Raw genomic sequence first — 23,090 nt, 5'->3', positions numbered from 1 at the left:
TCCCCCAACCGCTGCGGGCGTCGTATTCGCTCGCTGTTTGAACGCCTGACCGTGACCGATGCCCATTCTCGAACCGAGACGGCGACGACTCACGGGGCAACTGCGCAACGCTCACTGCAACGTTTGTTCACGCCCATTGAATTTCAGCCCCGAATTCGAGAACCACCATGAATTTCAAGACTCTTGTTGTCGTATCAATGGTACCGGCACTCCTGCTGGCAGCATTGATCTCACCACAACCGACCGGTGCCAACGACGCTCGCCCCACACGATCGACGCCAGAACCCACGGTCGGCCAACCAGCCAAAGACTTTACCCTCGAAGCCGTCGCCGGACAGAGTTCCGACTTGGTCCGACTCGGTGAGCTAACCGGCGAAGGCCCCGTGGTCATTGCGGTTCTGCGTGGGTTTCCTGGCAAGCAGTGCCCGGCGTGCGTGGGCCAAGTCGCAGATTTGGTGAAGCATGCACGACAGTTCCAAGAACACAATGCGAAGGTGTTGCTGATTTACCCCGGACCGGCGGCACAGTTGCACGCTCATGCGAAAGACTTCCTGCAGGGGTCGTCGCTTCCCAAGCCATTCACCATGCTATTGGACCCGGATTATTCCTTCACGGAAGCGTACGGGCTCCGCTGGGATGCCCCCCGCGAAACGGCTTACCCCACAACGATCGTCGTGGGTGAAGATGGCAAGATCGACTTCGTCAACATCAGTCGAACTCATCGCGGCCGCACCACCGCCACCACTGTCTTGGAACAGCTTTGATTTTGACGCCTGACCTCAGCGATTGGATTCGATCAACTCTCGGTGCTTCTTCGATCGAAAGTGCCCAAATCGTCCAATCGCTGTGGAGTGGCTACGGACAAATTGTGCGAGTCCAGCTTCGAGGCTGTCGACACTCGAGCGTGATTGTAAAAGAGATTTCTCCTCCAGATCAATCAAGCGAACACGGTCAACATCCGCGAGGCTGGAACACATCGCTATCGCATCGCCGTAAGCTTCGCTCGTATGAAGTCGAGCAGGCATTCTACGCCACGTTTGCAGATCGCTGCGACGAATATTGCCGGGTCGCCCGTTGTCTCGCGACCGCCAGCGACGCGTCCAAACAAGTTTTGATTCTGGAAGACCTGGATGCGAGCGGCTTCCCCATTCGCCATCGGTGGCTCAACCCTCATCAAGTCAAACAAGGGTTGGCGTGGCTGGCTTCTTTTCACGCAGTCTTTTTGCACGAGGCCGATCAAGCAACAAGCTCGATTGCGAAGGGACTGTGGCCGGTGGGCACCTACTGGCATCTGGACACGCGACCGGACGAGTTGGACGCGATGCCACACGGTGACCTGAAGCTTGCCGCGTCTGAGATCGATGAACGACTCCGTAACGCCCGCTATCAAACACTCGTTCATGGCGATGCCAAGGTGGCGAACATGTGTTTCCGCCACGAACCGAACCTTGCTCCCGCGATGGTCGACTTCCAGTATGTCGGTCGCGGATGTGGCATGAAGGATGTCGCATACTTCTTCAGCAGTTGCATCAGCGAAGACGAGTGCGAACGCCATGAAGACGAGTACCTGGATTCCTACTTTCAGTCGCTGCGGCAAGCGATGACGAGACGGGAAGGTTCCTCGGTTCACCTAACTTCATTAGAAGCCGAGTGGCGAAGTCTTTACCCATTCGCATGGGCGGACTTCGTTCGCTTCCTAGAAGGCTGGTGCCCGGGGCACGCAAAGCTCACGGGGCACACTCAGAAAATGGTGCAGTTGGCTCTTCAGAAGCTTTGACCAACCCCTTCGGGACGTTGCTCGAGCTAGACTGGGATGAACCCTCCGGCCAATATTCTGGCCACCTCATCCTGCCATCAACCAACCCGCCGCAATGAATCGTCCGCTGCTCTCGCAAAAGCTGTCCAACCTCGCCGCAATCGTTTCAATCGCATGTTTGATTGCGACAGCCTTTTTACCGCAGGTCTCTCGTGCCGAGGATCGACGTCCACCCAACGTTGTCTTTTTCTTGGTTGATGACTTGGGCTTCATGGACATCGGTGCCAACAACCCGGACACGTTTTACGAAACGCCGCGAATTGACGAACTCGCCCAATCGGGCATGCGGTTCACCAACGGCTATGCGGCCAATCCCGTTTGCAGCCCGACGCGATACAGCATTCTGACGGGCAAATACCCCTCTCGGGTCGATGCCACCAACTTCTTCACAGGCACGCGGGCCGGACGTTTTCGTCCTGCACCGCTGAACAACCGAATGCCGCTGGAAGAAGTCACACTCGCCGAAGCATTGAAGGACGCTGGCTACGCGACGTTCTTCGCCGGCAAATGGCACCTCGGTCCATCGGAAGAATACTGGCCCGAGAACCAAGGCTTCGACATCAACCGAGGCGGACACAATGCGGGCGGGCCGTACAGTGGCAATCGATACTTCTCGCCGTTCAAAAACCCTCGCTTGGAAGATCATGGGGAAGGCGAGCATCTGCCCGATCGACTGGCGACAGAAGCTGCCGCATTCATCGCGGACCATCAAGACCAACCCTTCCTGGCGTACCTGTCTTTCTACAGCGTTCACACACCCTTGATGGGACGACCGGACTTAGTCAAGAAGTATCTAGCCAAAGCTGAGCGACTTGGTATCGCAGATCGAGAAGCCTTTGGCGAAGAAGAGCAGGTTTTTCCATCCGCAAAATCTTCCACGCGACGAGTCCGCACGCTGCAGAATCACGCGGTGTACGCGGCGATGGTCGAAGCCATGGACCAAGCGGTTGGCAAAGTCCTGGACCAAATCGAATCGCTTCAGTTACGGTCCAACACGATTGTCATCCTGACCTCCGACAACGGTGGACTCAGCACGTCGGAAGGGTCACCCACCTCCAATCTGCCGCTTCGCGGTGGCAAAGGATGGGTTTACGAAGGTGGAATCCGAGAGGCCTTTTTGATTCGGGCACCCGGTGTCACAGAGTCCGGTTCCACCAACGACACGCCCGTCTGCAGCATCGATTTCTACCCGACGATCCTGGACCTGTGCGGTCAAGACTTGCCGAGCGACCGAGTCGTCGACGGGCAATCGCTCCGGCCGCTTCTGAATGGCCAACCACTCGATCGCCAATCGCTTTTCTGGCACTACCCTCACTACAGCAATCAAGGCGGCTTTCCCGGAGGCGCCATCCGTGAAGGCGACTGGAAATTGGTCGAGCGGTACGAAGACGGGCGAGTGCACCTTTACAACCTTGCCCAGGACATTGGCGAACGAAACGACCTTGCTGCCAAGCACCCTGAGCGGGTCACCGAGATGCGATCGCGTCTGCATGATTGGTATGTTGATGTCGACGCGAAATTTCTTCGTGAGAAAGATGGCAAGCAACCGTGGCAACCGAAGCAATGATGCGATTGCGTCTGAAGCAACTTCGGGTTAGCGAGCCGACCGCGAAGCCCCATGTTTGCGTTTGCGATACTTGTTGGGATTGTCCGCCTGGCCCGTGATCTCGTAGAGGAACATGCTGGGTTTGGTCGGACGAGGCTTGCCCCATTTTCGACGAGTCAGCGCCAGTGACATTGTCAGTTGGTCCTGCGCCCGCGTGATCCCGACGTAACACAACCGGCGTTCTTCCGCGATGTCTTCATCGACGCCCATCTTCAACGTTCGGCTGTGAGGCAGAATGCCGTCTTCCATTCCGACCATGTAAACGACGGGGAACTCCAACCCTTTTGCGGCGTGCATGGTCAACAACCAAACCGCGTTCTTCATGGCCAGCTTGTCTTTTTCGCTGCCCATCTCTTTCCCGGCCAACGCAATGTCGGACAGAAAGCCTGACAAATCCGGTTCCTCATGCTTGTCTTCGTACGCCGCGATTGCGTTGCTGACTTCGCCGATCGACGCCATCCGAGATTCGCGTTCGTCCGGCTGGTCATACAATCGAGCGATCTCGTCCGCGTAGGCCGTCCGCTGCAGCAGCGTTTCCAAACCTTCTCGTAACGTTTCGTTTTCCATCCGCAGACGCACATCGCTGAGCAGTTCCTTCAACTGATCGATGCCCCGAAGTGCGGCGGGCGTCATATCCGCGACGGATTCCGGGTCGTTCATGACCTGCCAAATCGGAACGCCCTTGGAGACGGCGCGATCAATCAGCATGCGAATGGACTTGTTGCTCAATCCACGTGCCGGCGTGTTGATCACACGCAACAAAGAAATCTCATCGTCCGGCTGATTGATCCATTTCAGGTAAGCCACGATGTCACGAACTTCGCGACGATCAAAGAACGACTGGCTTCCCAACATCACATAGGGAACATCATGCTTCCGCAATTCGGTTTCGAACAAACGAGGCTGCTCGTTCGTGCGGAACAGAATTGAGATGTCTTTGGGTTGGATGTGCTCGTTTTCAATCAGGTGCTTGATCTCACGGACCACGGTCTCCGCCTCGGCCTGTTCATCTTTGTGCTGAACAATGCGAGGTCGCTTGCCCGCCGGACGGTACGGCTTCAGAACTTTGTCGTGACGTACCGTGTTGAAATCGATCAACGTGTTTGCCATCTCCAAAATGGCGCCGGTACTGCGATAGTTATCCTCCAACCAAACCACTTTCGCGTCGGGCCAGTCTTGGCTGAAGCTCAAAATGTGAGTCACGTCGGCCCCACGCCAAGCGTAGATCGACTGATCATCGTCGCCGACCACGCACAAATTTCGGTGAGCCTGCGTCAGGTGTTTGGTGATGCGGTACTGGCTACCATTGGTGTCTTGGTATTCATCGACCAAGACGTGATCGTAGCGGCTGGCTTCGCGATCTCGGATGTCGGCGTGTTCGTTGAAGAGCGTTTCCGTGTGCAGCAGCAGATCATCGAAATCCATTGCCCCACGAGCCCGCAAACCGTTTTGATACCGCCGATAACCGGAGGCCGCGAAATGCTCTTTGTCACTGCTGGCGATGCTCAGCGCCTGATCCGGTTTGACCGAGGCGTTCTTCCAACCGCTGATGATCGACAACATGTCGCTGGGCTTGAGAGCCGCGGTGGGCAAACGCAGTTCACGCAGCACCGCTCGCGCAAGTGATTCTTGATCGCTGCGGTCGTAGATCGCGAAGGTGGCGGGAAACCCAATGGCCGGAGCGTGTTCACGCAGGATTCTCACGCATTGAGCATGGAACGTGCTGATCGCAGGCTTGGGCGGGGCTTTCTCGCCGCGTCTACGTTTTTGCTTTTTGTGGCCCAGCAGTTCACCGACCCGCTCCTGCATTTCGCCGGCGGCTTTGTTGGTAAACGTCACCGCCAGAATGCGGTCGGGCTGGGTGCCGTGCTTGATCAGGTTCGCGATGCGGAATGTCACCACACGGGTTTTGCCCGTGCCAGCACCCGCGAGCACCAACAGTGGCCCTGACAAAGTCTGGACCGCCTCGGCTTGTGGCGGGTTCAGACCCGCAACATCAAATGTGCTCAAGGAAGAATTTTCTGCCGAGCTTCAGTTCAGGCAACGTCGATGTTGACGCGACGACCTTTGCGATCGAAGCGGACTTTGCCGTCGACCAATGCGAACAACGTGTAGTCGTTGCCCATGCCGACACCGGCGCCGGGATGGAATTTGGTTCCAACCTGACGAACCAAGATGTTGCCGGCGACCACAGCTTCACCACCATATTTCTTGACACCACGACGCTGCGCGTTGCTGTCACGACCGTTGCGGCTGCTGCCCTGACCCTTTTTATGTGCCATCGAAGTTCTGCGTTTTGATCAGTGAAAAGTGTATGTGGATTTTTGAGAGGGCGAGAGATTAGCGGAACGACCACTTGTAATCAAGTCGTTGTTCCAGCCCATACTGATCCAGGGTGTATTTTTGTTCTTCCGGATCCGAATAGGCCGGCACGCCAAAGCGTACTCGGTCCTCGGTTTGGTCCATCGCGTCGCCGGGACGATAGAAATTCAGCGTCAGAGCCTTGCGCCGATACGGAGCCTCGTCGCCTTCGCCGTCTTGCTGGAATGCATTCGTCAATCCGAACACGTCGATTGAGAAGAAATCCAAACCGGGTTCCACATCCACCCAAGTCGCCACGCCCCAGACTCCCGGAGCGTTCTCGTCCGTGGTCCGAGGGATTTTCACGGTGCTGATGTCCACCGAATTGTGCAGCGGAGCCGTGATTTGCTCACGGACCGCGATTCGCTCTTTTGCAATCGGCAGGATCTGATCGACGTATTTGCGGTCAGATTCATGATCCTTCAGGACCAACATCGGGAAGAATCGGCGTGAGCTGTAGCTGACCGATTCGATTCGTTGGTAAATCGGATTCTTGGGATCATCAAATGCGGGACGTAAATCGCCCCCCCGATAGCGAACTCGATACACCATGTAGTGTACCAACTTCCGCTGCATCCGACCGTCAGGACGAGGAACGTCCAAGTACATTTGACGCAAAGGTTTGAACGAAAACTCAAAGCAATAAATTTCGCGACGCAAAATCACTTGCTTGGCCATTTCGGCCAGCGTTCTTGAACGAGGATCGAAATGCGGCTCCCCGTCGGGATGATCGTCGGTTTGCCAGCTGATTTCCGGGTGACTGTCAGCCAACGACTGCAGCGTGAGCGGTCCGTCGAAGGTTTCCTTCGGGTCGGGAGCGGGTGGAATGACGGTCACCACTCCCGGTGCAAACTCGGTCTGAACTTGCGTCGAGGGATCCGCATCGGATTCTTGCGAGAAAACAGGGCTGGGGCAGAAAATGCTCGCCCCCCAAACGACCATCGATGCCACAACGAGGGCGGAAAGTCGGCGGTGCACGCGATCACCCAAGGAAACCCAGGCTCGTTCGGCGCCACAAACGCATTGAAAGCGTTTGGCGGAACCGGCGCTGGATGCGGAAGCGGTGGCAAAGGTCAACATGAAAAGCCGTTGTTAACGTTTGGACGAGGGGAGATCACTGGCTGAGATGATATGCTCAGGACCATTGTTGCCCGGTCCAGACGATGCAGCCGGACTTAATCTTAATTGCTGCTTGCCCGAGGAAGCTGTTTCCGTTCCCTCGCGGCCCAATTTTTCTGTGGCTTCTTCGGAATCCAATGCTCCGGGACGATCCCACTGCAGCGAGGCTGCCAATTGAACGTCGGAACCGTCCAATTTGTTCACGCTTTCGCTGTCCATCGTCAGTGTGGCCTGGATTCGGCGGCCGGTCTCGTCGCTGAAATGCATCACGATCCACTGGATGGGGATTCCCTGCACCTCACCAGTGGCATTCACGTGCAAAACGCGCAAACCGGAATCGGATAGCTGCTCCTCGGATCGAACGAGCTGGCCAAACTGCTTGCCCAGCGTCCTTTGCACGTCAGCTTCGAAGGCCTCCAGCGACAATTGGTTTCCGGCGGGATACTTCGGAAGCGACCGCAGATTGCACTGCGCAATGCTCTGTTCGTTTTCAATCATTCGCAAAACCGCTTGGCCGGCGCCGTCCTGCATGATCTTCCAGCGACGATCCAGTAGCGCTGAAACACCAATTTTCTCGCAATCGATGGCCATCAGCAGCCGATCAGCCGGCGGTGGTGCATCGAAATCCACGGCGACGGCGTTCTTCGACAGAAACTGAACCGACGGAAGCGGTTTGCGGATCATTCGAATCGTGGCGGTGACATCAAACCCAGGCTCTGCCATTCCGATTTCACGGGTCTCGTGAATCGCGACGGCCGCCCAAGTCACCGCACGTTCGGAGTGTTGATAGGTCAGCTTGCCCAGCACTCGCAGTTGTGTCGGGACACCGTTGGCAAAGCCGTCGATTTTGCCCTGAAACTGCAACTTCGCATTCTTCGAATCGTTGGAGACCAAGCTGATCTCCACGTCGCTTTGAGCAACGCCGCTGAGATTGAACGCGGAGGCCAGGACGTCCTTGTCGAGTTCCACCTTTTCATTCAGACGAAGCGTTTGCGTCGGAACCAATCGGTCCACGACAACGCTGGCGAGTGGCGTTCGCAACAGGTCCAACTCATCGTGCGTCAGGTAATCATCCGTCGCGTAAATCGCCTCGGGCAATTGATCGCGACGTGCGACGATCGTCCCCAAGCCACCACGCAACTCAGTGCGTTGATCCAAGCGACTCAATCGGCTGACACCTTCGGCGGTGTGGTAATGTCGTTCCACCGCGATGATGGGTGATTCGCGATCGACTTGTTCCGGACGCAGATAGCGTTCTTCGAAGTCCAACGCCACCTTGGCGGTGATCGGCAACTGCTGCTTGGTCGGTTTGTCGGCCGTTTGAGCCAGCAACGGATCCTTGGTCAGGTTCACATTGCCTTTGACATCCATTTCCATGCGGACTCGGAACAAATCCCGATCCAGATTGGGACGCAGAATCGCGTCTTGTTGTCCCGGCCTCGCGGCGTGAACTGATCTGTCCAGTGCCACTGGCCCCGCCGCAACGGCGGCCCCGGTGGCGAGCATTCGAGCGAAGAAAGCGCGGCGGCTTCCGAGACAGGAATTCGAAAGATCATGATCGGGAGTCGAATTCGTCATGTTCAGTCCAGCAATGGTCAGAGTCGAAATGGTGCGATCACTCGGCGAGAGTGGTCCCATCTCGTTCATTCGGCTCATCCGGTTGTTCCGGTTGACCGGTTTTGACGCCAGCGGACTCGATTCTCAATGTGAGACTGCCAAAGTTTCAAAGTGATTGTAAAGTTTGCACATTTTTGGCAGCGACGAGGACACTTCCAGTTGGTCTCGAATTTTTGTGCAAGCAAAAACACCGCGTTTTGCAAGACACTTGCAAAGTCAAATTGATTTTTCGTTTTCCCGGCGACTTTTTGGTCCGGAAATTTCACTACTGCTTCCTTGTCCTGATTCGGGCAAGGTCGCCACGCAGACCGCACACGTTGCTCTCGTTGATTTAGGTCGACGGGGGAAACTTGGCGGAATGCATCTGACGAAAAAACTCGTCAAATTCGCGTCCCACGTTGGTCTTGGTGAACTCTCGTCAAGAACAAACGCTCTAATCATGGCAGCCCACGAGGTGCCTCGAATTTCAGCGACGAGTGAATTTCCAGGAGTCGTCGAAGCACGTTGCACCTCAACTGACGTGGCACGGAGTCGCGTCGGATGAGCGGGTGGTGAGAAAGAGGAGGATTTTCGTCCAGCGTCACGGCTGATCACGGAAACGAAATCTCTCTGCCCGATCTGACTGATCGCCTTACGGATAAGGTGGCCCCCGGGCAAATTGAATTGACGTGCTGACGACCCGCCGGGGTCGCAAGGACAACGGCACGGACAGTTCTGTATTGGGAAACCAAGAACATGCATTCGTCTTATCGCAACATTGCTATCAAAGAACTTCGCGACCAATTGGCTCGGTTCAGCCCCCGTGCCAAGAAGATCGAGCAGTCCTTGTTGGCCGAAAAATTGCTGTCGGAGATTCAACCCGATCGCGATTATTCCTTGGATTACGTTACGTTCCGCATCACCAATTACCGCCCCGAATCCTCGCTTCGCCAAACGATCGCCTCGGCCGACCTGGCTCATGATCTGCGTCTGTTGATCGAAGACCTCTCGGACGCGGCGGACATTCGGGCCGACGAAGCCGGTGAGCATGTTCACACCGTGGCCGATTTGAGCCGTAATTTTCACGTTTCCACCAAGACCATCAGCCGTTGGCGCGATGCGGGTTTGGTCAGTCGGAAGTTCCTGTTCGGCAAACGGAAACGTGTCGGCTTCCTCAACAGCAGCGTCGACCGCTTCATCGCCAACAACCGCGAAAAGGTCCGTCGCGGCGAACGCTTCAGCCAACTGACCGACGGCGAAAAGACCGAGATGGTCGAACGTGCCCGTCAATTGGTGGAAGGTGGTGCCACCTTCGCTGAAGTGATCCAGCAAATCGCCTCAATCATGCACCGATCCCCCGAAACGGTTCGGTACACGCTGAAGAATTTCGATTCGCGAAATCGCCAGTTGGCGATATTTCCTCACCATCGCGAAACGCTCAGCGACGAAGACAAACGCGTCATCCACCAATTGCAAATTCACGGCGCGACCATCCCACAACTGTGCAAACGATTCAAACGCACTCGCACTAGCATTCAGCGCATCTTGAACGAAGTTCGAATGCAGCAGTTGCTGGAGATGCCTTTGGAGTACATCTACAACGAGGACTTTGAAGACACCTCGCGTGAAAGCGAATACCTGGCTGAAATGCCCGCGTCGGAAAACGCTCGCAAAGTTCGTGCACCGTCGGAACTCCCCAGCTACTTGGCCGCGCTCTACGACGTTCCGTTGCTGACGCGGGAACAAGAAGGCCATTTGTTCCGCAAGATGAATTACCTGAAGCACCGAGCCAACAAGCTGCGTCAGTCGTTGACCGATGCGGACAAGATGGACGCTGGTGTCATGGACCAAATCCAATCGCTCTACGAAGAGGCGGTGAAGGTCAAGAATAAGATCGTCCAGGCCAACCTGCGTCTCGTGGTCTCGATCGCGAAACGCCATGTGGCTTCGGCGGAAGATTTCTTTTCGCTGATCAGTGACGGCAACATGTCGTTGATCCGTGCCGTGGAGAAGTTTGATTACTCCCGCGGAAACAAGTTCAGCACGTATGCATCGTGGGCGATCATGAAAAACTTCGCTCGGACCATTCCGAACGAATTCAAACACCGCGATCGCTTCCGAGCGACTCCGGACGAGATGTTCGTCGCCCACCAAGACGAGCGTTTGGATCCGTACTTGGAGGAAACGGTCCAGCTACAACGTCAGCGTGAGCTGGCACGAATCCTGGATCGATTGGACGAGCGGGAGCAAAAGATCATCAGCGCCCGCTTCGGACTGCAACGTGGCGTCGAGCCGCTGACTCTGAAGGAAGTCGGTGAGGAAATGGGCGTGACAAAGGAACGAGTGCGGCAGCTTGAGGCTCGAGCACTGAGCAAGCTTCGTGACGCAGCCCGTGATGCCAAAATCGATGTGGAATTGGGTGCGAGCTGAACTCCATAGAACCACCCAAAGCAAAGGCGTTCAGCTAGACTGGGAACTTTCCCATCCCACATCCCACCTAGCTCCCCACGCCCATGCCTTCCTTGCGTTCGCTAGCGTGCCTTTTCTTGGGCACGCTTTTTTGTGTCTTCGGTTCGCCACAACTGACGGCTGACGACCGGCCCAATATCATCTTCATCTTTGCTGATGACCTGTGCTTTGATTCCATCGCAGAATTGGGCAATGAGGAGGTGGAAACGCCAAATCTGGACCGCTTGGCACGCGAGGGCACCTCGTTTTCGCACGCCTACAACATGGGTTCGTGGAGCGGTGCGGTTTGTTTGGCCAGTCGCACCATGCTGAACTCAGGACGTTTCGTCTGGCAGGCGAAAGAGATCTATCAACAGTCAGAAAGAGAACGTGAGGAAGGCCGCTGGTGGGGCGAGATGCTGAAGGCCGCCGGCTATCGAACGTACATGACCGGCAAATGGCACTGCCGGGCCAACGCACAGAAATCGTTTGACGTCGTGCGTGACGTTCGGCCGGGCATGCCAAAAGACTTTCCTGAAGGTTACAACCGTCCCATCGAAGGCCAGCCCGATCCATGGTCCCCATCGGATCCGAAATGGGGAGGTTTTTGGGAAGGCGGTACTCACTGGAGCGAAGTCGTCGCGAATCATGCGGACGATTTCTTCGCTGATGCCGCGGAACATGACGAGCCCACGTTCATGTATCTCGCATTCAACGCCACACATGATCCTCGCCAAGCTCCTCAGGAATTCCTGGACAAGTACCCGGCGGAACAGATCTTGGTCCCGCAGAATTACCAGCCTTTGCACCCCTATGCCGAAGAAATTGGCTGCGGACGTTCGTTGCGAGACGAGCGACTCGCGCCCTTTCCACGCACGGAATTCGCGGTGCGTGTTCATCGCCGCGAATATTACGCTTTGTTGACACACATGGATGCGATGATTGGACGAATCCTGGACGCCGTCGACCAATCAGGCGAAGCCGACAACACCTGGATTTTCTTCACCGCCGATCATGGCTTGGCGGTTGGCCAACATGGATTACTTGGAAAGCAAAACCCATACGACCACAGCGTTCGAGTGCCGTTTCTGGTCAAAGGCCCCGGGGTGCAGGCAGGCGGTCGAGTGAAAGAGCCTGTTTATTTGCAAGACGTCATGCCGACCACTTTGGAGCTTGCACAGATCGAAAAACCCGCTCATATCGATTTCCACAGCGTGCTCCCATTGATGAATGGAGCACGTTCGGCTTACCCAACGATCTACGGTGCTTACCTGGATCTGCAACGGAGCATCCGGACCGAGCAATACAAGTTGATTGTGTTTCCCAAAGCCAAGACCGTTCAACTTTTTGACATGCTAAATGACCCACTCGAACAACACGACCTCGCTGCGAACCCCGCCATGGCTGCCATCGTGAAGGACTTGTTTGATCAACTACAAATTTTGCAAACATCACTCGGTGATGAACTGGTATTGCCTGCCGAACTAATTGGTTCTTAGGCAGACGCTTCCCCCGTCGAACGCGAAGTTTTTGTCGGCCACAGCGCCACAAAATTCGCGAGCAGCAGCACCGCACCGCCGCACAACAACTGCGGCGTGAGGTGTTCGTTCTGATAGTCGACGCCACACCAACGACTGAGCAACGCGGGAACGAACATCGCCCACGCGGAAGCCATCAAAGGCTCCAAGGTGTAGAGCACAGAAGCCTGCGTTGGCGTCACGCTCGGCTGATACCGATTCATCAGTGAGAACGCGATCAGCGAAGGAAAGATCGACAGCAGCAGAATCAGTCCCCAAAATGGCAACTGGGTCGTCAACGAAACCCAGCCTTCGCCAGCGGAACTTGCCTCGCCCAACTCTGGAATGTTCGGTTGAAGGAAGACGAAAAACATTAACGACAATGCCGCGGTGGTCCCGAACATGGACGGCGTGAACGCGAGGGAATCCAAACGCTTGCCAAACCAATCCACCGCGACGATCTGTGCACTGAAGAACAAGACCGCTAATAGCGTCAACGTGTCGCCCGTTTTCCAGTGACTGAATCCGTCCGAAGCAAACCGTGGAGCGCCACCGGACCAACCGAGCAAGCCGGTCAGAATCGAAACGCCCACCAGCGAAATCGCGCCGCCTAAGAGAACGACCGCGCGGGGTCGTTGTCTTTCAAACACCGTTGCTAAAATGGGCGTCCAGACGACAGCCAGACTGGTCAGAAACCCGCTCCGAGATGCCGGGATCGTTGACAGTCCGGACACTTGCAACACCATCCCGATGCAGAAGAAAACACCGATCACCGTTCCCGCGAGAAGCTCAGGTTTTCGCAAACGCCGGATCACGTCGCGGCGAATCATCGCGAACAAGACGAGGGCGACCGCAAAACGCAACCCGATCATCCATGCGGACGCGGCCCCACGTAGCGACGCGGACGCGGTCGCTTCGTCCACGCCAAAATGCTGATCCGTCAGCAGGTTCAACGTCTTGATAAAAGGAAACGATGAACCCCACAACACGTTGACGATAACCAACGCCATCACGGCACGACGATACGAAACCAGATGGGAAGATTCGGTCAAAGCGTTCGGTTTCAGGCGAGCAGTTCGGGGATGGGATCGTCATCGCCGCCGATCTTAAAGGGACGCCCGTTGGGTGCATAGAACTCCTCATCCAGCGGCAATCCTGCCGCCGCTGCGATGGTTTTATTGAATGCAGAAACACTCACTTGGTAATCGTCGACATAACTGCCGTGTTTGTCTGACGCCCCCAACACCTGACCGCCTCGAATCCCGGCCCCCGCCAACAAGCTGCAGAACACGCCCGGATGATGGTCACGTCCCGCGTTCGCATTCAGCTTTGGTTTGCGACCGAATTCCGTGGTCAAAACAACCAAGGTTTCATCCAGCAGTCCTTTGGAATGCAGATCCCGCAGGAGGGCTCCCATCCCATCGTCGACTTGGCTCGCTTTCTCATCCAATCGATTGTAGAGGTCCTGGTGCATGTCCCAGCCACCAAAGTTGACCTCGACAAAACGGGCTCCCGACTCAACCAATCGACGTGCGAGCAAGCATCCCTGTCCGAATGAGTTCCTGCCGTACGCGTCTCGGACTTTGCCGTCTTCCTCGTTCAGATCGAACACCTTGAGGTGCTCACTGCCCATCAACTTTCGCGTCTCAAGATACAGTTGGTTGTAAGCCTCGACATCGTTGTTCTTACGGCTTGATTGGAACGATTTGTCAAAGCGGTTTGCCAACGCCAATCGCCGGTAGAACAACTTCTCATCGAGGTACTTTGGTAACTTGATGTTCTGCAAACCTGAATTGACATTGGCGATTGGGACCGGTGACAAAGCGGGAGGCAAGAATCCGGCTCCCGGATGCCGGTTACCACTGCCGATCAAGAAATTACCAGGCAGTTCCTGGTTCGTTCGTCCTTGCTGATCAACCATCCAAGCCCCCATCCCGGGATGCTGAATTGAATTGATTTGTTTGTAGGCGGTTCGCATCAGATACCGCCCCTGCTCGTGCGCACCGGTTTCCGTTGACAACGAGCGTACGGTCGCGATCGCGCCGGCGAGATAGGCGAGCTTTGGAAATCGGTCGCCAAAGTGAATGCCAGGCACACGGGTGGCGATCGGTTTGGTCTCACCCGCTTCCTCCACACCCACCTTGGGATCAAAGGTGTCCAGGTGAGACATGGCACCATCCATGAACAGATAGATGATGTGCTTGGCTTTCTTCGATGAAGCCGACGCGGCATGGGCCCGCGCCGATGGAGACAATTCATCCCACCATGGACCGCCCAAAACGCCCCCAGCGAAGGACACGCCCAATGTTTGCTTTGCCAATCGACTGATGAAGCGACGGCGGTCTTCCAGAGTGAATTCGATTCCGGCCATGATTCGATCTCGCGGTGGGGATACGCGGGTGAAAAGAATGGAGGTGGATGATGAAGGTCAATCAAAAACTGGTGATTGCGATCGCCAGCGGCTCGAGCAATCGGCTAGTCGCGAAATTTGGGAAATTCGGGAGACATGGATTGCGTGCAAGCTTTCGCTCATTGAATGAATAAAAATTCGCGAGTGTTCAGCAGCGCCCAAATGATGTTGCCGTACCCAACACCGGAGAGATTCCGGCTGGACAACTCTCGAGAAGCAATGATTCGATCGTCCGCGGATGGTTTGCGAGTCAACACACTCAGGAAAATCGCGTCGATGCGTTTCTTGGTGTTGCTAACTTTCAAGACATTGTCCACGAGCGCCGATCCGGGTTCCAACATCACATGCGTGATCGGACCATTGAACATTGCCAAAATTTGTGGCACGGTCGCCTCGTCCTGCGAACCATTGATGACCTCGCGGTCGCCCTGGCCGAATTGCCGCAGGAAATGATCGTTGGGCAGCGGCGATGGCAACTCACTGGCACGGCAAAGAATGTTTCGCTGATAGGCGTGCTGGTTCAGCCCACGCTTGTAAACCGAAGCGAAGTAAGTCTCCTTGAATCGCTCCGAACGTTTCTTCACCTCGTCGAAGTCTACCTTGGAAAAATCCAGATCCATTACCGGACGCATCTCTTCCGCGGTGGGACGTTGGAACGGCCAAGGGTTGTTCACCGCCAAAGTCAAAATGGAATCCCAAACCTGTTCCGCGGTCATCCGACGAACGGTTGGTCCAGGGAAGTAATAAAACTCGCCGCTGGTGATGTCATAGTCCGTCGCCTGACGTTGATACGTTTGGCTGTAAAGAACCATTCGAGTCAGCTCTTTCAAATCAAATCCACGACGGACCAATTCTCGGCAAAGGTGATCCATGGCCGCTTCATTGACGCACACATTCTCGTCGCGAAAATCGTCGATCGGTTCAACGAACCCGACGCCCATCAAACGTTTCCAAACTCGGTTGACGATGGTTTTGCTGAACCGTGGGTTTTCTGGGCTGGTGACCCACGCGGCAAATTGTTCTCGCGGCGTCGCGTTTTTGGCGGACGAAGGGACTTCGCCCCATAAAACCGCTGGCTCAACGATGTCTTTGGGCTTGGCATTGCGGTAGGCATAGTCGTGGGGCAAACGCAACTTGCGAGGCTTCTCACTGACCACGTAGGTGTTGGCCCGCGTCAACCGTTGAAACTCGCCGGGAACGCGTCCTTTGTCAAAGTGTTCCTTGCCTTGATTGATCAGGGCATTGGCCGGATTGGTTTTCTCGTAACCGGGGTCGCCTTTTCGCATGCGAGTGCTGGTGCCCGCGGTGAAAGCAGCGAGCTGATAAAACTGATACTGCGACCACTCGTCGAATGGATGGTCGTGACATTGAGCACAGCCAATTTGCGTGCCCAGGAAGACTCGCACCGTGTTGTCGATGTAGGGAAGCGGCATGCCGTCGTCACGAAACTGAAACCCTGTCGCGGGGTTGTCCCAAACTTTGCCGCTGGCCGTCAGCATCTCGTAGACCCATTTGTCGTACGGTTTGTTTTCAGCGATGCTCTGTTTGACGTATCCGTTGTATGGATCCGCGACCAAGTTCGGTTGTGGTCGATCCACCAACCGCAACGTGTCGGCCCACCAGTTGTAAGAATGGCTGACGTAATCAGGACTGGACAACAACCGATCGATCAATTCCTCGCGGCGTGTCTTTGAGGTCGACTCGAGAAATTGCTGAGCCTCTTCCAACGTCGGAATTCGGCCTGCCACGTCCAAGTAAACCCGGCGAAGGAACACCTCGTCGCTCGCCAGTTCCTTGGGTGCAATGCCTTCGGCCAACAACTCACGTTCGATCAGGGTGTCGAGTTCGTTCGCCGCGTATCGAATCTCCTCACGACTCGATTCGCGAACGGGTGCCACGTCCATGTCGACACGCTGTTTGGTGCGAACGCTTTCCGGCAACCGGATCTTGGTTGCGGCGGACGCTTGTTTCACATTCCGCTTGTTGGCTCGTTGAGCCAAAGCGGGCGACGCCCCCAACCACAGCACGCCGATGAAAGCGATTAGCAAATTCCAACCACGTCGGTGGCTCATCACATTGGCTCCGCACAACCCTGAAATCAGAAAAGATGGCATCCGGCCCCGTCCCTCTCTATCATAATCCATCGACTTCCAACGACGTGGAAAACAACGCCACCACATCGGGGGAAGGTTGGTACAACATGCCCCTACAGTCCGACGACGCACTCCAAACAAACGCACACAACGTGACAATGAACCCATTTGGCCCCGCCAGCACTCAATCTGAGCCACAACGTCTTCGCCCTTCGCTGAAGGCTTTCCTTCCAATCGTTTCATCCGATTCACAAATCCGAACCTCAGTGGGTTCGCGTGGGCTTGCCTGCCTGATGGCCGCGCTGTCGTTTGCAACGATCAGCCTGCAAACGGTTTCAGCTGATTCACCAAACGCCGCCGCAACCCAATCGGCCTGGGACGCTCGGGAAGTCGCCTCCGATGATAAAGCCTCCCAACAAATGGATGTGGAGATATCTCACGGTGGAAAATTGATCGCACGCCACCACGCAAGTCTCGAAGGCACGCCAGGCCTCTACCCCTTGCTCTCGCCATCCGGCTTGCCGCTCACCCGCGACTACCCGATGCAAGAGAAAGGAAAGTACGAAAAAGATGACCACCATCACCATCGTTCGGTATGGTTCACACACGGGATCGTGAACGACCTGGACTTCTGGCTCGACAAGCCAACCCCGCACACCGGCTACGTCGTGCAGACCTCGATGACGAAAAGCCAAACTCAGAATGGAGTCGTCATCACCACCGAGAACGATTGGAACCATCCCGAAGGCAAACGCGTTCTCAGCGACCAACGTCGTTGGACGTTCTCGCAATCACATGGCGACACGGTCATCGATTTGGACGTGCGTTTAAAAGCGACCGACGGTGACGTCGTCTTTGGTGACACAAAAGAAGGCACGCTGGGCGTTCGAGTCGCGGGCACGATGAAGGTCGACTCCAAGCTTGGCGGCACGGGACAAAACGCGGAAGGACTTAAAGACGGCGAGGCCTGGGGCAAAGTTTCTTCTTGGGTCGACTACAGCGGCCCCATCATGCAATCGGACTCGGATGATCCTTCGACGTGGCCCAACGCCGGCATCACGATCTTCTATCATCCCGAGAACCAACTGCAGGAATGCTACTGGCACGTCCGCACCTACGGTCTGTTCGCCGCCAACCCATTTGGGCGTCACCACTTTGGCCAGCCTGAGTATGACGGGGTGAAGATCGCTGACGGAGAACACATGGACCTGCATTTCCGAATCGTCCTTCACGACGGCGGCTTCGATCGCGAAAAGTCGGAGCAACACTTTGCTGACTACGCGGATACCCAGCCGTCGTTTTGAGCGAAGCGTGATCTCCCGTCTTGCAGCGTCACCCCGTCGCTGCTTGTTTCTTTGCCCGTTTCGTCTCGCCTCAGGTTGTCCATGCCTTCGGACCCAACTCAGCCCCCAGCGGATCCATTCGCCTTCCGTCCCGATGGTTTCCGTTTGGATGGCAGGCGGATCGTGCTCACCGGGGGGACGCAGGGCGTCGGTGCGGCGATCGCGCGAGGCGTGACACTTGCTGGTGCCGATGTCGTCCTGATTGGTCTTCGTCGAGATGCCGCGGCAGAAGCCACCCTGGACGCCTGTCGACAGACTGGGCGGCGGGCGGAGCTGTTGCTGGCGGACCTCTCTGAACCGCCCACGATTTGGCTCGACGATTTAATGAGGCAAATCGATGCAGTCCTGCCGGGATGCGACACGTTGATCAACAACGCTGGAACATTCATCGACGTGCCATACTTGGAAATGACGGCGGAGCGTTACGAGAAGACCATGAACTTGAACGTCTCCGCGGGATACTTTCTGACCCAAGCTTTCGCGAAACGTTGGGTGGCGGATTCCAACGCCGGCCGAGTGCTGTTCACCGGTTCGATCAATGGATTTTTGGCGGAACCTGATCACACCGCCTATGACACGTCCAAAGGGGCTGTCGCGGCGATGGTTCGATCACTCTGCGTTTCGCTTGCGCCGCTCGGAATTCGCGTGAACTCGATGGCCCCCGGTCTGGTTCGCACTCCGCTCACCGACATCGTGAACCAAGACCGCAAAGTCGAATCCTGGATGCAGGCCCACACACCCAACGGCCAGGTGCCTTCCCCGGATGCCTGTGTCGGAGCCGCGATTTTTCTGATCAGCGACGTTGCGGAACACGTTCATGGACAAACTCTGTTGGTCGACGGCGGAATGAGCACCTGGCAGCAGCCGGATCCGCCCCCAACCTGATCATACTCGCCTACTCCCTCCCATTTTCTTTCCCCATTTCCCTCCGTCCCAGCTCTCCTGCCTGACGTATACACCATGTTGAACACTCAATCTTCACCGTCTCGTCCACGACGCCGAACCATCCCGCAAAGGCTTTTCTTCCTCGTTAGTTTGGTTTTGAGCTTGAGCCTAGCGCCGTCCTTGCAAGCCGATGTCAAACTTCCGGGATTCCTAACAGATCACATGGTCGTCCAGCAGCAGAAACCCATTCGCATGTGGGGTTGGGCGGAGCCAGCCGAAGCCGTGGAGGTCCAAATCGGTGATGACTCAGCCAAGACCGTTGCGGACAAAAATGGTAACTGGCTTGTCGAACTGCCCTCGCGTGACGCGAGCGAAACTCCACTCGCCATCCACATTCGTGGCAAGAATCAAATCACCTTGAACGACGTGTTGGTCGGTGAGGTGTGGTTGTGCTCGGGGCAATCCAATATGGAATGGCGAGTGCTATCCAGCGTCAACGCGGAGGCCGAAATCGCGGCCGCGAATTACCCGATGATCCGTCACATGAAGGTTCCTCGAACGGCATCTCCCCAACCTCAATCGGACGCTGATGCACCCTGGCAGGTGTGCTCACCTGAAACCGCCGGCCAATTCACCGCCGCGGGCTACTTCATGGCTCGTCGACTGCACAAGGAACTTGGGGTCCCTATCGGATTGGTCAATTCCTCATGGGGCGGGACTCGGATCGAGCCCTGGACGCCACCGGTTGGGTTTGAAGGTTTGCCCGAGCTGTCCGACATCTCGAAGTCCATCATCGAACGGACTCCCGGTACGGAAATCTACCAAGCAACCCTTTCTCGGTACCTGCAACGCAGCAAGGCGTGGGTCGCCAAAGCCGAACAAGCTCTCGCCAGCAAGTCGCACCTCGAACCGGCCCCGAATTACCCGAATTCACTCACTCCGTTCACGGATCGCGGCCAACCAACCACGCTGTACAACGGCATGATTCATCCTCTGTTGCGGATGCCGATCCGAGGTGCGATCTGGTATCAGGGCGAGGCCAATCATCGCGAAGGCATGCTCTACAAAACCAAAATGCAAGCGTTGATCGGCGGTTGGCGGCAACTTTGGAACCAGGGTGACTTCCCGTTCTATTTCGTGCAGATCGCTCCCTATCAGTATGGGAATGAGTCAGGCACGATCCTCGCGAAATTTTGGGAAGCTCAAGCGATGGCTCAGGAGATTCCCAACACCGCGATGGTCGTGACCAATGACATCGCGACGGTCGGTGACATTCACCCGCCAAACAAACAAGATGTCGGTCTTCGGTTGGCTAACCTCGCTTTGAAATACGATTACGGACGCGAAGCCATCGAGGCAAACAGCCCGGAAGCGGACGCGATGAACATCGAGGGTGAAAAACTGCGACTGAGTTTCCGAAACACCGGCGGCGCGCTGAAAACCCGCGATGGCAACACGCCGGATTGGTTTGAATTGATTGGCCCCGAGTCCGGCGGTTTTCAAAAAGCGGATGCCGTCATCGATGGCAATGACATCGTGTTGTCGTCGCCTAAGGTGGCTCATCCCGTCGCCATGCGATTCGCGTGGGACAAGACCGCCGAACCCAATTTGCAAGGCCAGTCGGGCTTGCCCGTTTCCGCGTTCCGAATGGGAGAGGTTCCCTCGTTCGCGCAAACCATCCCCGAACTGAATCAGTACGATCTGGTCTACGAGTTGGACCTGGGCAAACTTGCATCCAACATTCAGTACGAAGTCGATCAATCGTCGTCCGTTGGTGACTTCAACCGAATTGCCTATCTCGTCACTTTGGAATCGCCCAATGGCGAGACTCGTTCCGTGTTTGTCAGCATGGATGCTTTCACGGACGACGTTCAGAAAATCGGTGTCCCAACGGTCACCTCCGAGGCCGCTTTCCATCAATCCGTCTCCGGCATGAATGTGCGTTGCAGTGACGACTCCGTGAAGTCTGGCGAAAACCTCACCTCCGGCCGCATTGAGTTTTGGCCCAACAACTACAGCCCAAGCAACGGCGACAAAGTGCCCGGTGCCTCGGGAACCGCGTTTGATTTCGGAGATCAACCCGGGCCGCCGACGGAAGGCTACGGATGCATGCAAGTACACCATGTTGACGCCAAACAAACAATTTTCGCAATCAACAACTGGAAGAGCGGAACCGGTGCCGACCTAGGGATCGGCAATCATTCGGGCGAGCACAAAGATTGGACCTTCACCAGCAACGCGTCACAGTACGAAGCGAAATCGCTGAAAGTCTTTGTTCGTCCAGCGAACTGAACTGCGGTTTTGATCAGCGGTTCAAATCAATAATTTTGACCAATCGTTCTGATCAGTGATTGGCTTGGCCCTTGATGGTTCGCTGAGCCACTTCCCACGCTTCATTCAAATGATCGGCGTACGCCTCCGACGCGAGCAGATGTTCGTCGGTGGTTGCACCGAGGATCTCAAATAGCCACCCGTCCTGATACGGCGATGCGTTGATCACGGACGGCTCATCCATCGCAGCTTCGTTGATACACAGCAACTCACCCTCAATCGGTGAGAACAAATCGCTTTCGGCTTTCTTGCTCTCAATTGATCCGATGGTCTTGCGGTGTTGAAGCAACGTTCCAGGCTCGACGATCCAGTCTAGAAAATAAACATCCTGCAACAGCCGCACCGCGTAAGCGGACAAACCGAATCTCCAGACACATTTTTTTGAATCGTCCACCGCGGATTGATCAGGAGACGGGGCGGCCCACATGTGGTTCTTTGCATAGCGATAGCCCCTCGGAAAAGACGCCTCAAATTCGCCCATCGCGAAAAGGAACGTGTCTTCAGCAGCGGATTCGTTTTCGTTCATGATTCCCCGATCGTTTGGCTCAAGCTGGCTCTGCTCACCCCGCGTTGACTTCGCTCACTCTGCGGCGGCCGTGTCCGTTTCACCGTGGACAAAGCCTTGAGGAAACACTCGTTCGAACTTGCTGGTTTCGACCCGTTTCCACAGCCCCGTGCGTCCGACAACTTTGCCGACGCGGGTCACGGGCACGCCCCAATCCGTCTTTTCAATCACTTCGGCGTCTTCCGAAGAAACGCAGAAGATCAACTCAAAGTCTTCGCCATCGCTCCATGCGTGCTGCAACGGCGTGCGTCCGCTCGTTTTTGCAAATTCGTGAGCAGCGTCCGAAATCGGTAGCGACTCCAAACTGAGCTCCGCTCCCATGCGGCTGGCGGCCAGCATTCGATCCAGGTCCAAACTGAATCCGTCACTGACATCGATCGCAGCATGCACCTTCACTGTCTCATTGAGTTTTGCCGCGAGTTCCACGCGAGGTTCCGGACGCAAGTGGCGGCCAAGCAAACTTCCCCCGAGTGCCCCAGTGACGAACAACGCATCACCTTCCTCAGCTCCGCTGCGCAACCAAGGTTGCTCGGCCCATCCCAGGATCGTAATGCTGATCGATAGCGGACCGTCGTAGGTCGACAGATCTCCGCCCGCAACCGCAACTTGATAGCGTTGGGCGGCTTCCAAAATGCCTTCATAAACTTCACCAGCAATCTCGGTCGCGTTGTCGCTGGGCAATGCCAACGTGACGAGAGCCGAAGCGGGTCGAGCCCCCATCGCGGCGATGTCGCTCAGGTTGATCGCCATGGATTTGAAACCGATGTCCACCAGCGATTGTTCATCCGAACGGAAGTCGACACCGTCAATGATTTGATCCGTGCAGGCGATCTGCTGCAGCCCGTTAGAAACGGACGGTTCCGGCCAATCGATGACCGCCGCGTCATCACCAATGCCCACGGCCACTTGCGGAAGTTGACGGGTGCGTCCGCGAAGGTAGGCGAGAAAAGACTGTTCCATGCTGGATCACTGAAGGGCTATGGGCGGGGAGGTTGCGGGC

17 protein-coding genes are annotated in these 23,090 nt (G+C 56.1%); 8 read left to right on the top strand and 9 right to left on the bottom strand.

Going from position 1 to position 23,090, the window contains the following annotated elements:
• Window positions 1-167: 167 nt before the first annotated feature.
• From LOC70_RS18110 to LOC70_RS18100, 3 genes are all read left to right on the top strand, one after another.
• A complete protein-coding gene (locus LOC70_RS18110; RefSeq protein ID WP_230255394.1) occupies window positions 168-764 on the top strand; it encodes a peroxiredoxin family protein in 597 nt (198 codons plus the stop codon).
• Window positions 761-1,777: an ecdysteroid 22-kinase family protein gene (locus tag LOC70_RS18105; RefSeq protein WP_230255393.1), complete on the top strand. Its 1,017-nt coding sequence runs from the start codon at window positions 761-763 to the stop codon at window positions 1,775-1,777. Before LOC70_RS18110 ends, LOC70_RS18105 begins: the two co-directional genes overlap by 4 nt.
• A 94-nt stretch (window positions 1,778-1,871) precedes the next feature.
• Window positions 1,872-3,383, top strand: coding sequence for a sulfatase (locus LOC70_RS18100; protein WP_230255392.1), 1,512 nt, complete (start codon window positions 1,872-1,874; stop codon window positions 3,381-3,383).
• Window positions 3,384-3,410: 27 nt separating this feature from the next.
• Here LOC70_RS18100 and LOC70_RS18095 read toward each other — a convergent pair whose 3' ends face one another.
• From LOC70_RS18095 to LOC70_RS18080, 4 genes are read right to left on the bottom strand one after another with little or no spacing between them, the layout of a single operon-like run.
• Window positions 3,411-5,432, bottom strand: coding sequence for an ATP-dependent helicase (locus LOC70_RS18095; protein ID WP_230255391.1), 2,022 nt, complete (start codon window positions 5,430-5,432; stop codon window positions 3,411-3,413).
• A gap of 26 nt (window positions 5,433-5,458) precedes the next feature.
• Entirely contained in the window at window positions 5,459-5,704 is a 246-nt protein-coding gene (gene rpmA / locus LOC70_RS18090) for a 50S ribosomal protein L27 (RefSeq protein ID WP_230255390.1), read from the bottom strand.
• 58 nt (window positions 5,705-5,762) lie between these two features.
• The gene (locus tag LOC70_RS18085) at window positions 5,763-6,863 is read right to left on the bottom strand and encodes a hypothetical protein (protein WP_230255389.1); all 1,101 of its coding nucleotides are present in this window, start codon (window positions 6,861-6,863) and stop codon (window positions 5,763-5,765) included.
• Between the two features lie 12 nt (window positions 6,864-6,875).
• Window positions 6,876-8,558: a hypothetical protein gene (locus LOC70_RS18080; protein WP_230255388.1), complete on the bottom strand. Its 1,683-nt coding sequence runs from the start codon at window positions 8,556-8,558 to the stop codon at window positions 6,876-6,878.
• Between the two features lie 696 nt (window positions 8,559-9,254).
• Between LOC70_RS18080 and LOC70_RS18075 the strand changes: the two genes are divergently transcribed.
• Window positions 9,255-10,928 carry a sigma-70 family RNA polymerase sigma factor gene (locus LOC70_RS18075; protein ID WP_230255387.1) on the top strand — a complete coding sequence of 558 codons (1,674 nt, stop codon included), beginning with the start codon at window positions 9,255-9,257 and terminating at the stop codon, window positions 10,926-10,928.
• A gap of 83 nt (window positions 10,929-11,011) precedes the next feature.
• Window positions 11,012-12,445, top strand: a complete 1,434-nt coding sequence (locus LOC70_RS18070; protein WP_230255386.1) for a sulfatase-like hydrolase/transferase — start codon at window positions 11,012-11,014, stop codon at window positions 12,443-12,445.
• On the opposite strand, the gene LOC70_RS18065 is transcribed toward LOC70_RS18070, so the two are convergent.
• The 3 genes from LOC70_RS18065 to LOC70_RS18055 form a co-directional block, all read right to left on the bottom strand.
• Window positions 12,442-13,515, bottom strand: coding sequence for a DMT family transporter (locus tag LOC70_RS18065; RefSeq protein ID WP_230255385.1), 1,074 nt, complete (start codon window positions 13,513-13,515; stop codon window positions 12,442-12,444). The genes LOC70_RS18070 and LOC70_RS18065 overlap by 4 nt on opposite strands.
• Window positions 13,516-13,526: 11 nt before the next feature.
• Window positions 13,527-14,834, bottom strand: a complete 1,308-nt coding sequence (locus LOC70_RS18060) for a DUF1501 domain-containing protein (RefSeq protein WP_230255384.1) — start codon at window positions 14,832-14,834, stop codon at window positions 13,527-13,529.
• A 158-nt stretch (window positions 14,835-14,992) separates the two neighbouring features.
• Window positions 14,993-16,987, bottom strand: coding sequence for a DUF1549 and DUF1553 domain-containing protein (locus LOC70_RS18055; protein ID WP_230255383.1), 1,995 nt, complete (start codon window positions 16,985-16,987; stop codon window positions 14,993-14,995).
• Here LOC70_RS18055 and LOC70_RS18050 point away from each other — a divergent pair.
• The 3 genes from LOC70_RS18050 to LOC70_RS18040 all read left to right on the top strand — a co-directional run bounded on the left by LOC70_RS18050 (window position 16,981) and on the right by LOC70_RS18040 (window position 21,486).
• Window positions 16,981-18,270 carry a DUF6807 domain-containing protein gene (locus LOC70_RS18050; RefSeq protein WP_230255382.1) on the top strand — a complete coding sequence of 430 codons (1,290 nt, stop codon included), beginning with the start codon at window positions 16,981-16,983 and terminating at the stop codon, window positions 18,268-18,270. The genes LOC70_RS18055 and LOC70_RS18050 overlap by 7 nt on opposite strands.
• A gap of 81 nt (window positions 18,271-18,351) precedes the next feature.
• Window positions 18,352-19,194, top strand: a complete 843-nt coding sequence (locus tag LOC70_RS18045; protein ID WP_230255381.1) for an SDR family NAD(P)-dependent oxidoreductase — start codon at window positions 18,352-18,354, stop codon at window positions 19,192-19,194.
• 75 nt (window positions 19,195-19,269) lie between these two features.
• Entirely contained in the window at window positions 19,270-21,486 is a 2,217-nt protein-coding gene (locus tag LOC70_RS18040; protein ID WP_230255380.1) for a sialate O-acetylesterase, read from the top strand.
• A 52-nt stretch (window positions 21,487-21,538) separates the two neighbouring features.
• On the opposite strand, the gene LOC70_RS18035 is transcribed toward LOC70_RS18040, so the two are convergent.
• Window positions 21,539-22,051 (bottom strand): glycine cleavage system protein H, encoded by a 513-nt coding sequence (locus LOC70_RS18035; protein ID WP_230255379.1) that lies wholly within the window; start codon window positions 22,049-22,051, stop codon window positions 21,539-21,541.
• A 54-nt stretch (window positions 22,052-22,105) separates the two neighbouring features.
• Entirely contained in the window at window positions 22,106-23,050 is a 945-nt protein-coding gene (locus tag LOC70_RS18030) for a thiamine-phosphate kinase (protein WP_230255378.1), read from the bottom strand.
• Window positions 23,051-23,090: the final 40 nt, after the last annotated feature.

The organism is Rhodopirellula halodulae, from assembly GCF_020966775.1.
Lineage (GTDB): Bacteria > Planctomycetota > Planctomycetia > Pirellulales > Pirellulaceae > Rhodopirellula > Rhodopirellula halodulae.
This window is presented reverse-complemented; position numbering and strand designations above follow the sequence as displayed.

Coding starts and splice junctions, on each gene's coding strand:
- LOC70_RS18045 (WP_230255381.1), top strand. CDS start 18,352: ATGCCTTCGGACCCAACTCAGCCCCCAGCGGATCCATTCGCCTTCCGT.
- LOC70_RS18070 (WP_230255386.1), top strand. CDS start 11,012: ATGCCTTCCTTGCGTTCGCTAGCGTGCCTTTTCTTGGGCACGCTTTTT.
- rpmA (WP_230255390.1), bottom strand. CDS start 5,704: ATGGCACATAAAAAGGGTCAGGGCAGCAGCCGCAACGGTCGTGACAGC.
- LOC70_RS18030 (WP_230255378.1), bottom strand. CDS start 23,050: ATGGAACAGTCTTTTCTCGCCTACCTTCGCGGACGCACCCGTCAACTT.
- LOC70_RS18040 (WP_230255380.1), top strand. CDS start 19,270: ATGTTGAACACTCAATCTTCACCGTCTCGTCCACGACGCCGAACCATC.
- LOC70_RS18110 (WP_230255394.1), top strand. CDS start 168: ATGAATTTCAAGACTCTTGTTGTCGTATCAATGGTACCGGCACTCCTG.
- LOC70_RS18080 (WP_230255388.1), bottom strand. CDS start 8,558: ATGAGCCGAATGAACGAGATGGGACCACTCTCGCCGAGTGATCGCACC.
- LOC70_RS18055 (WP_230255383.1), bottom strand. CDS start 16,987: ATGCCATCTTTTCTGATTTCAGGGTTGTGCGGAGCCAATGTGATGAGC.
- LOC70_RS18085 (WP_230255389.1), bottom strand. CDS start 6,863: ATGTTGACCTTTGCCACCGCTTCCGCATCCAGCGCCGGTTCCGCCAAA.
- LOC70_RS18035 (WP_230255379.1), bottom strand. CDS start 22,051: ATGAACGAAAACGAATCCGCTGCTGAAGACACGTTCCTTTTCGCGATG.
- LOC70_RS18050 (WP_230255382.1), top strand. CDS start 16,981: ATGGCATCCGGCCCCGTCCCTCTCTATCATAATCCATCGACTTCCAAC.
- LOC70_RS18060 (WP_230255384.1), bottom strand. CDS start 14,834: ATGGCCGGAATCGAATTCACTCTGGAAGACCGCCGTCGCTTCATCAGT.
- LOC70_RS18075 (WP_230255387.1), top strand. CDS start 9,255: ATGCATTCGTCTTATCGCAACATTGCTATCAAAGAACTTCGCGACCAA.
- LOC70_RS18100 (WP_230255392.1), top strand. CDS start 1,872: ATGAATCGTCCGCTGCTCTCGCAAAAGCTGTCCAACCTCGCCGCAATC.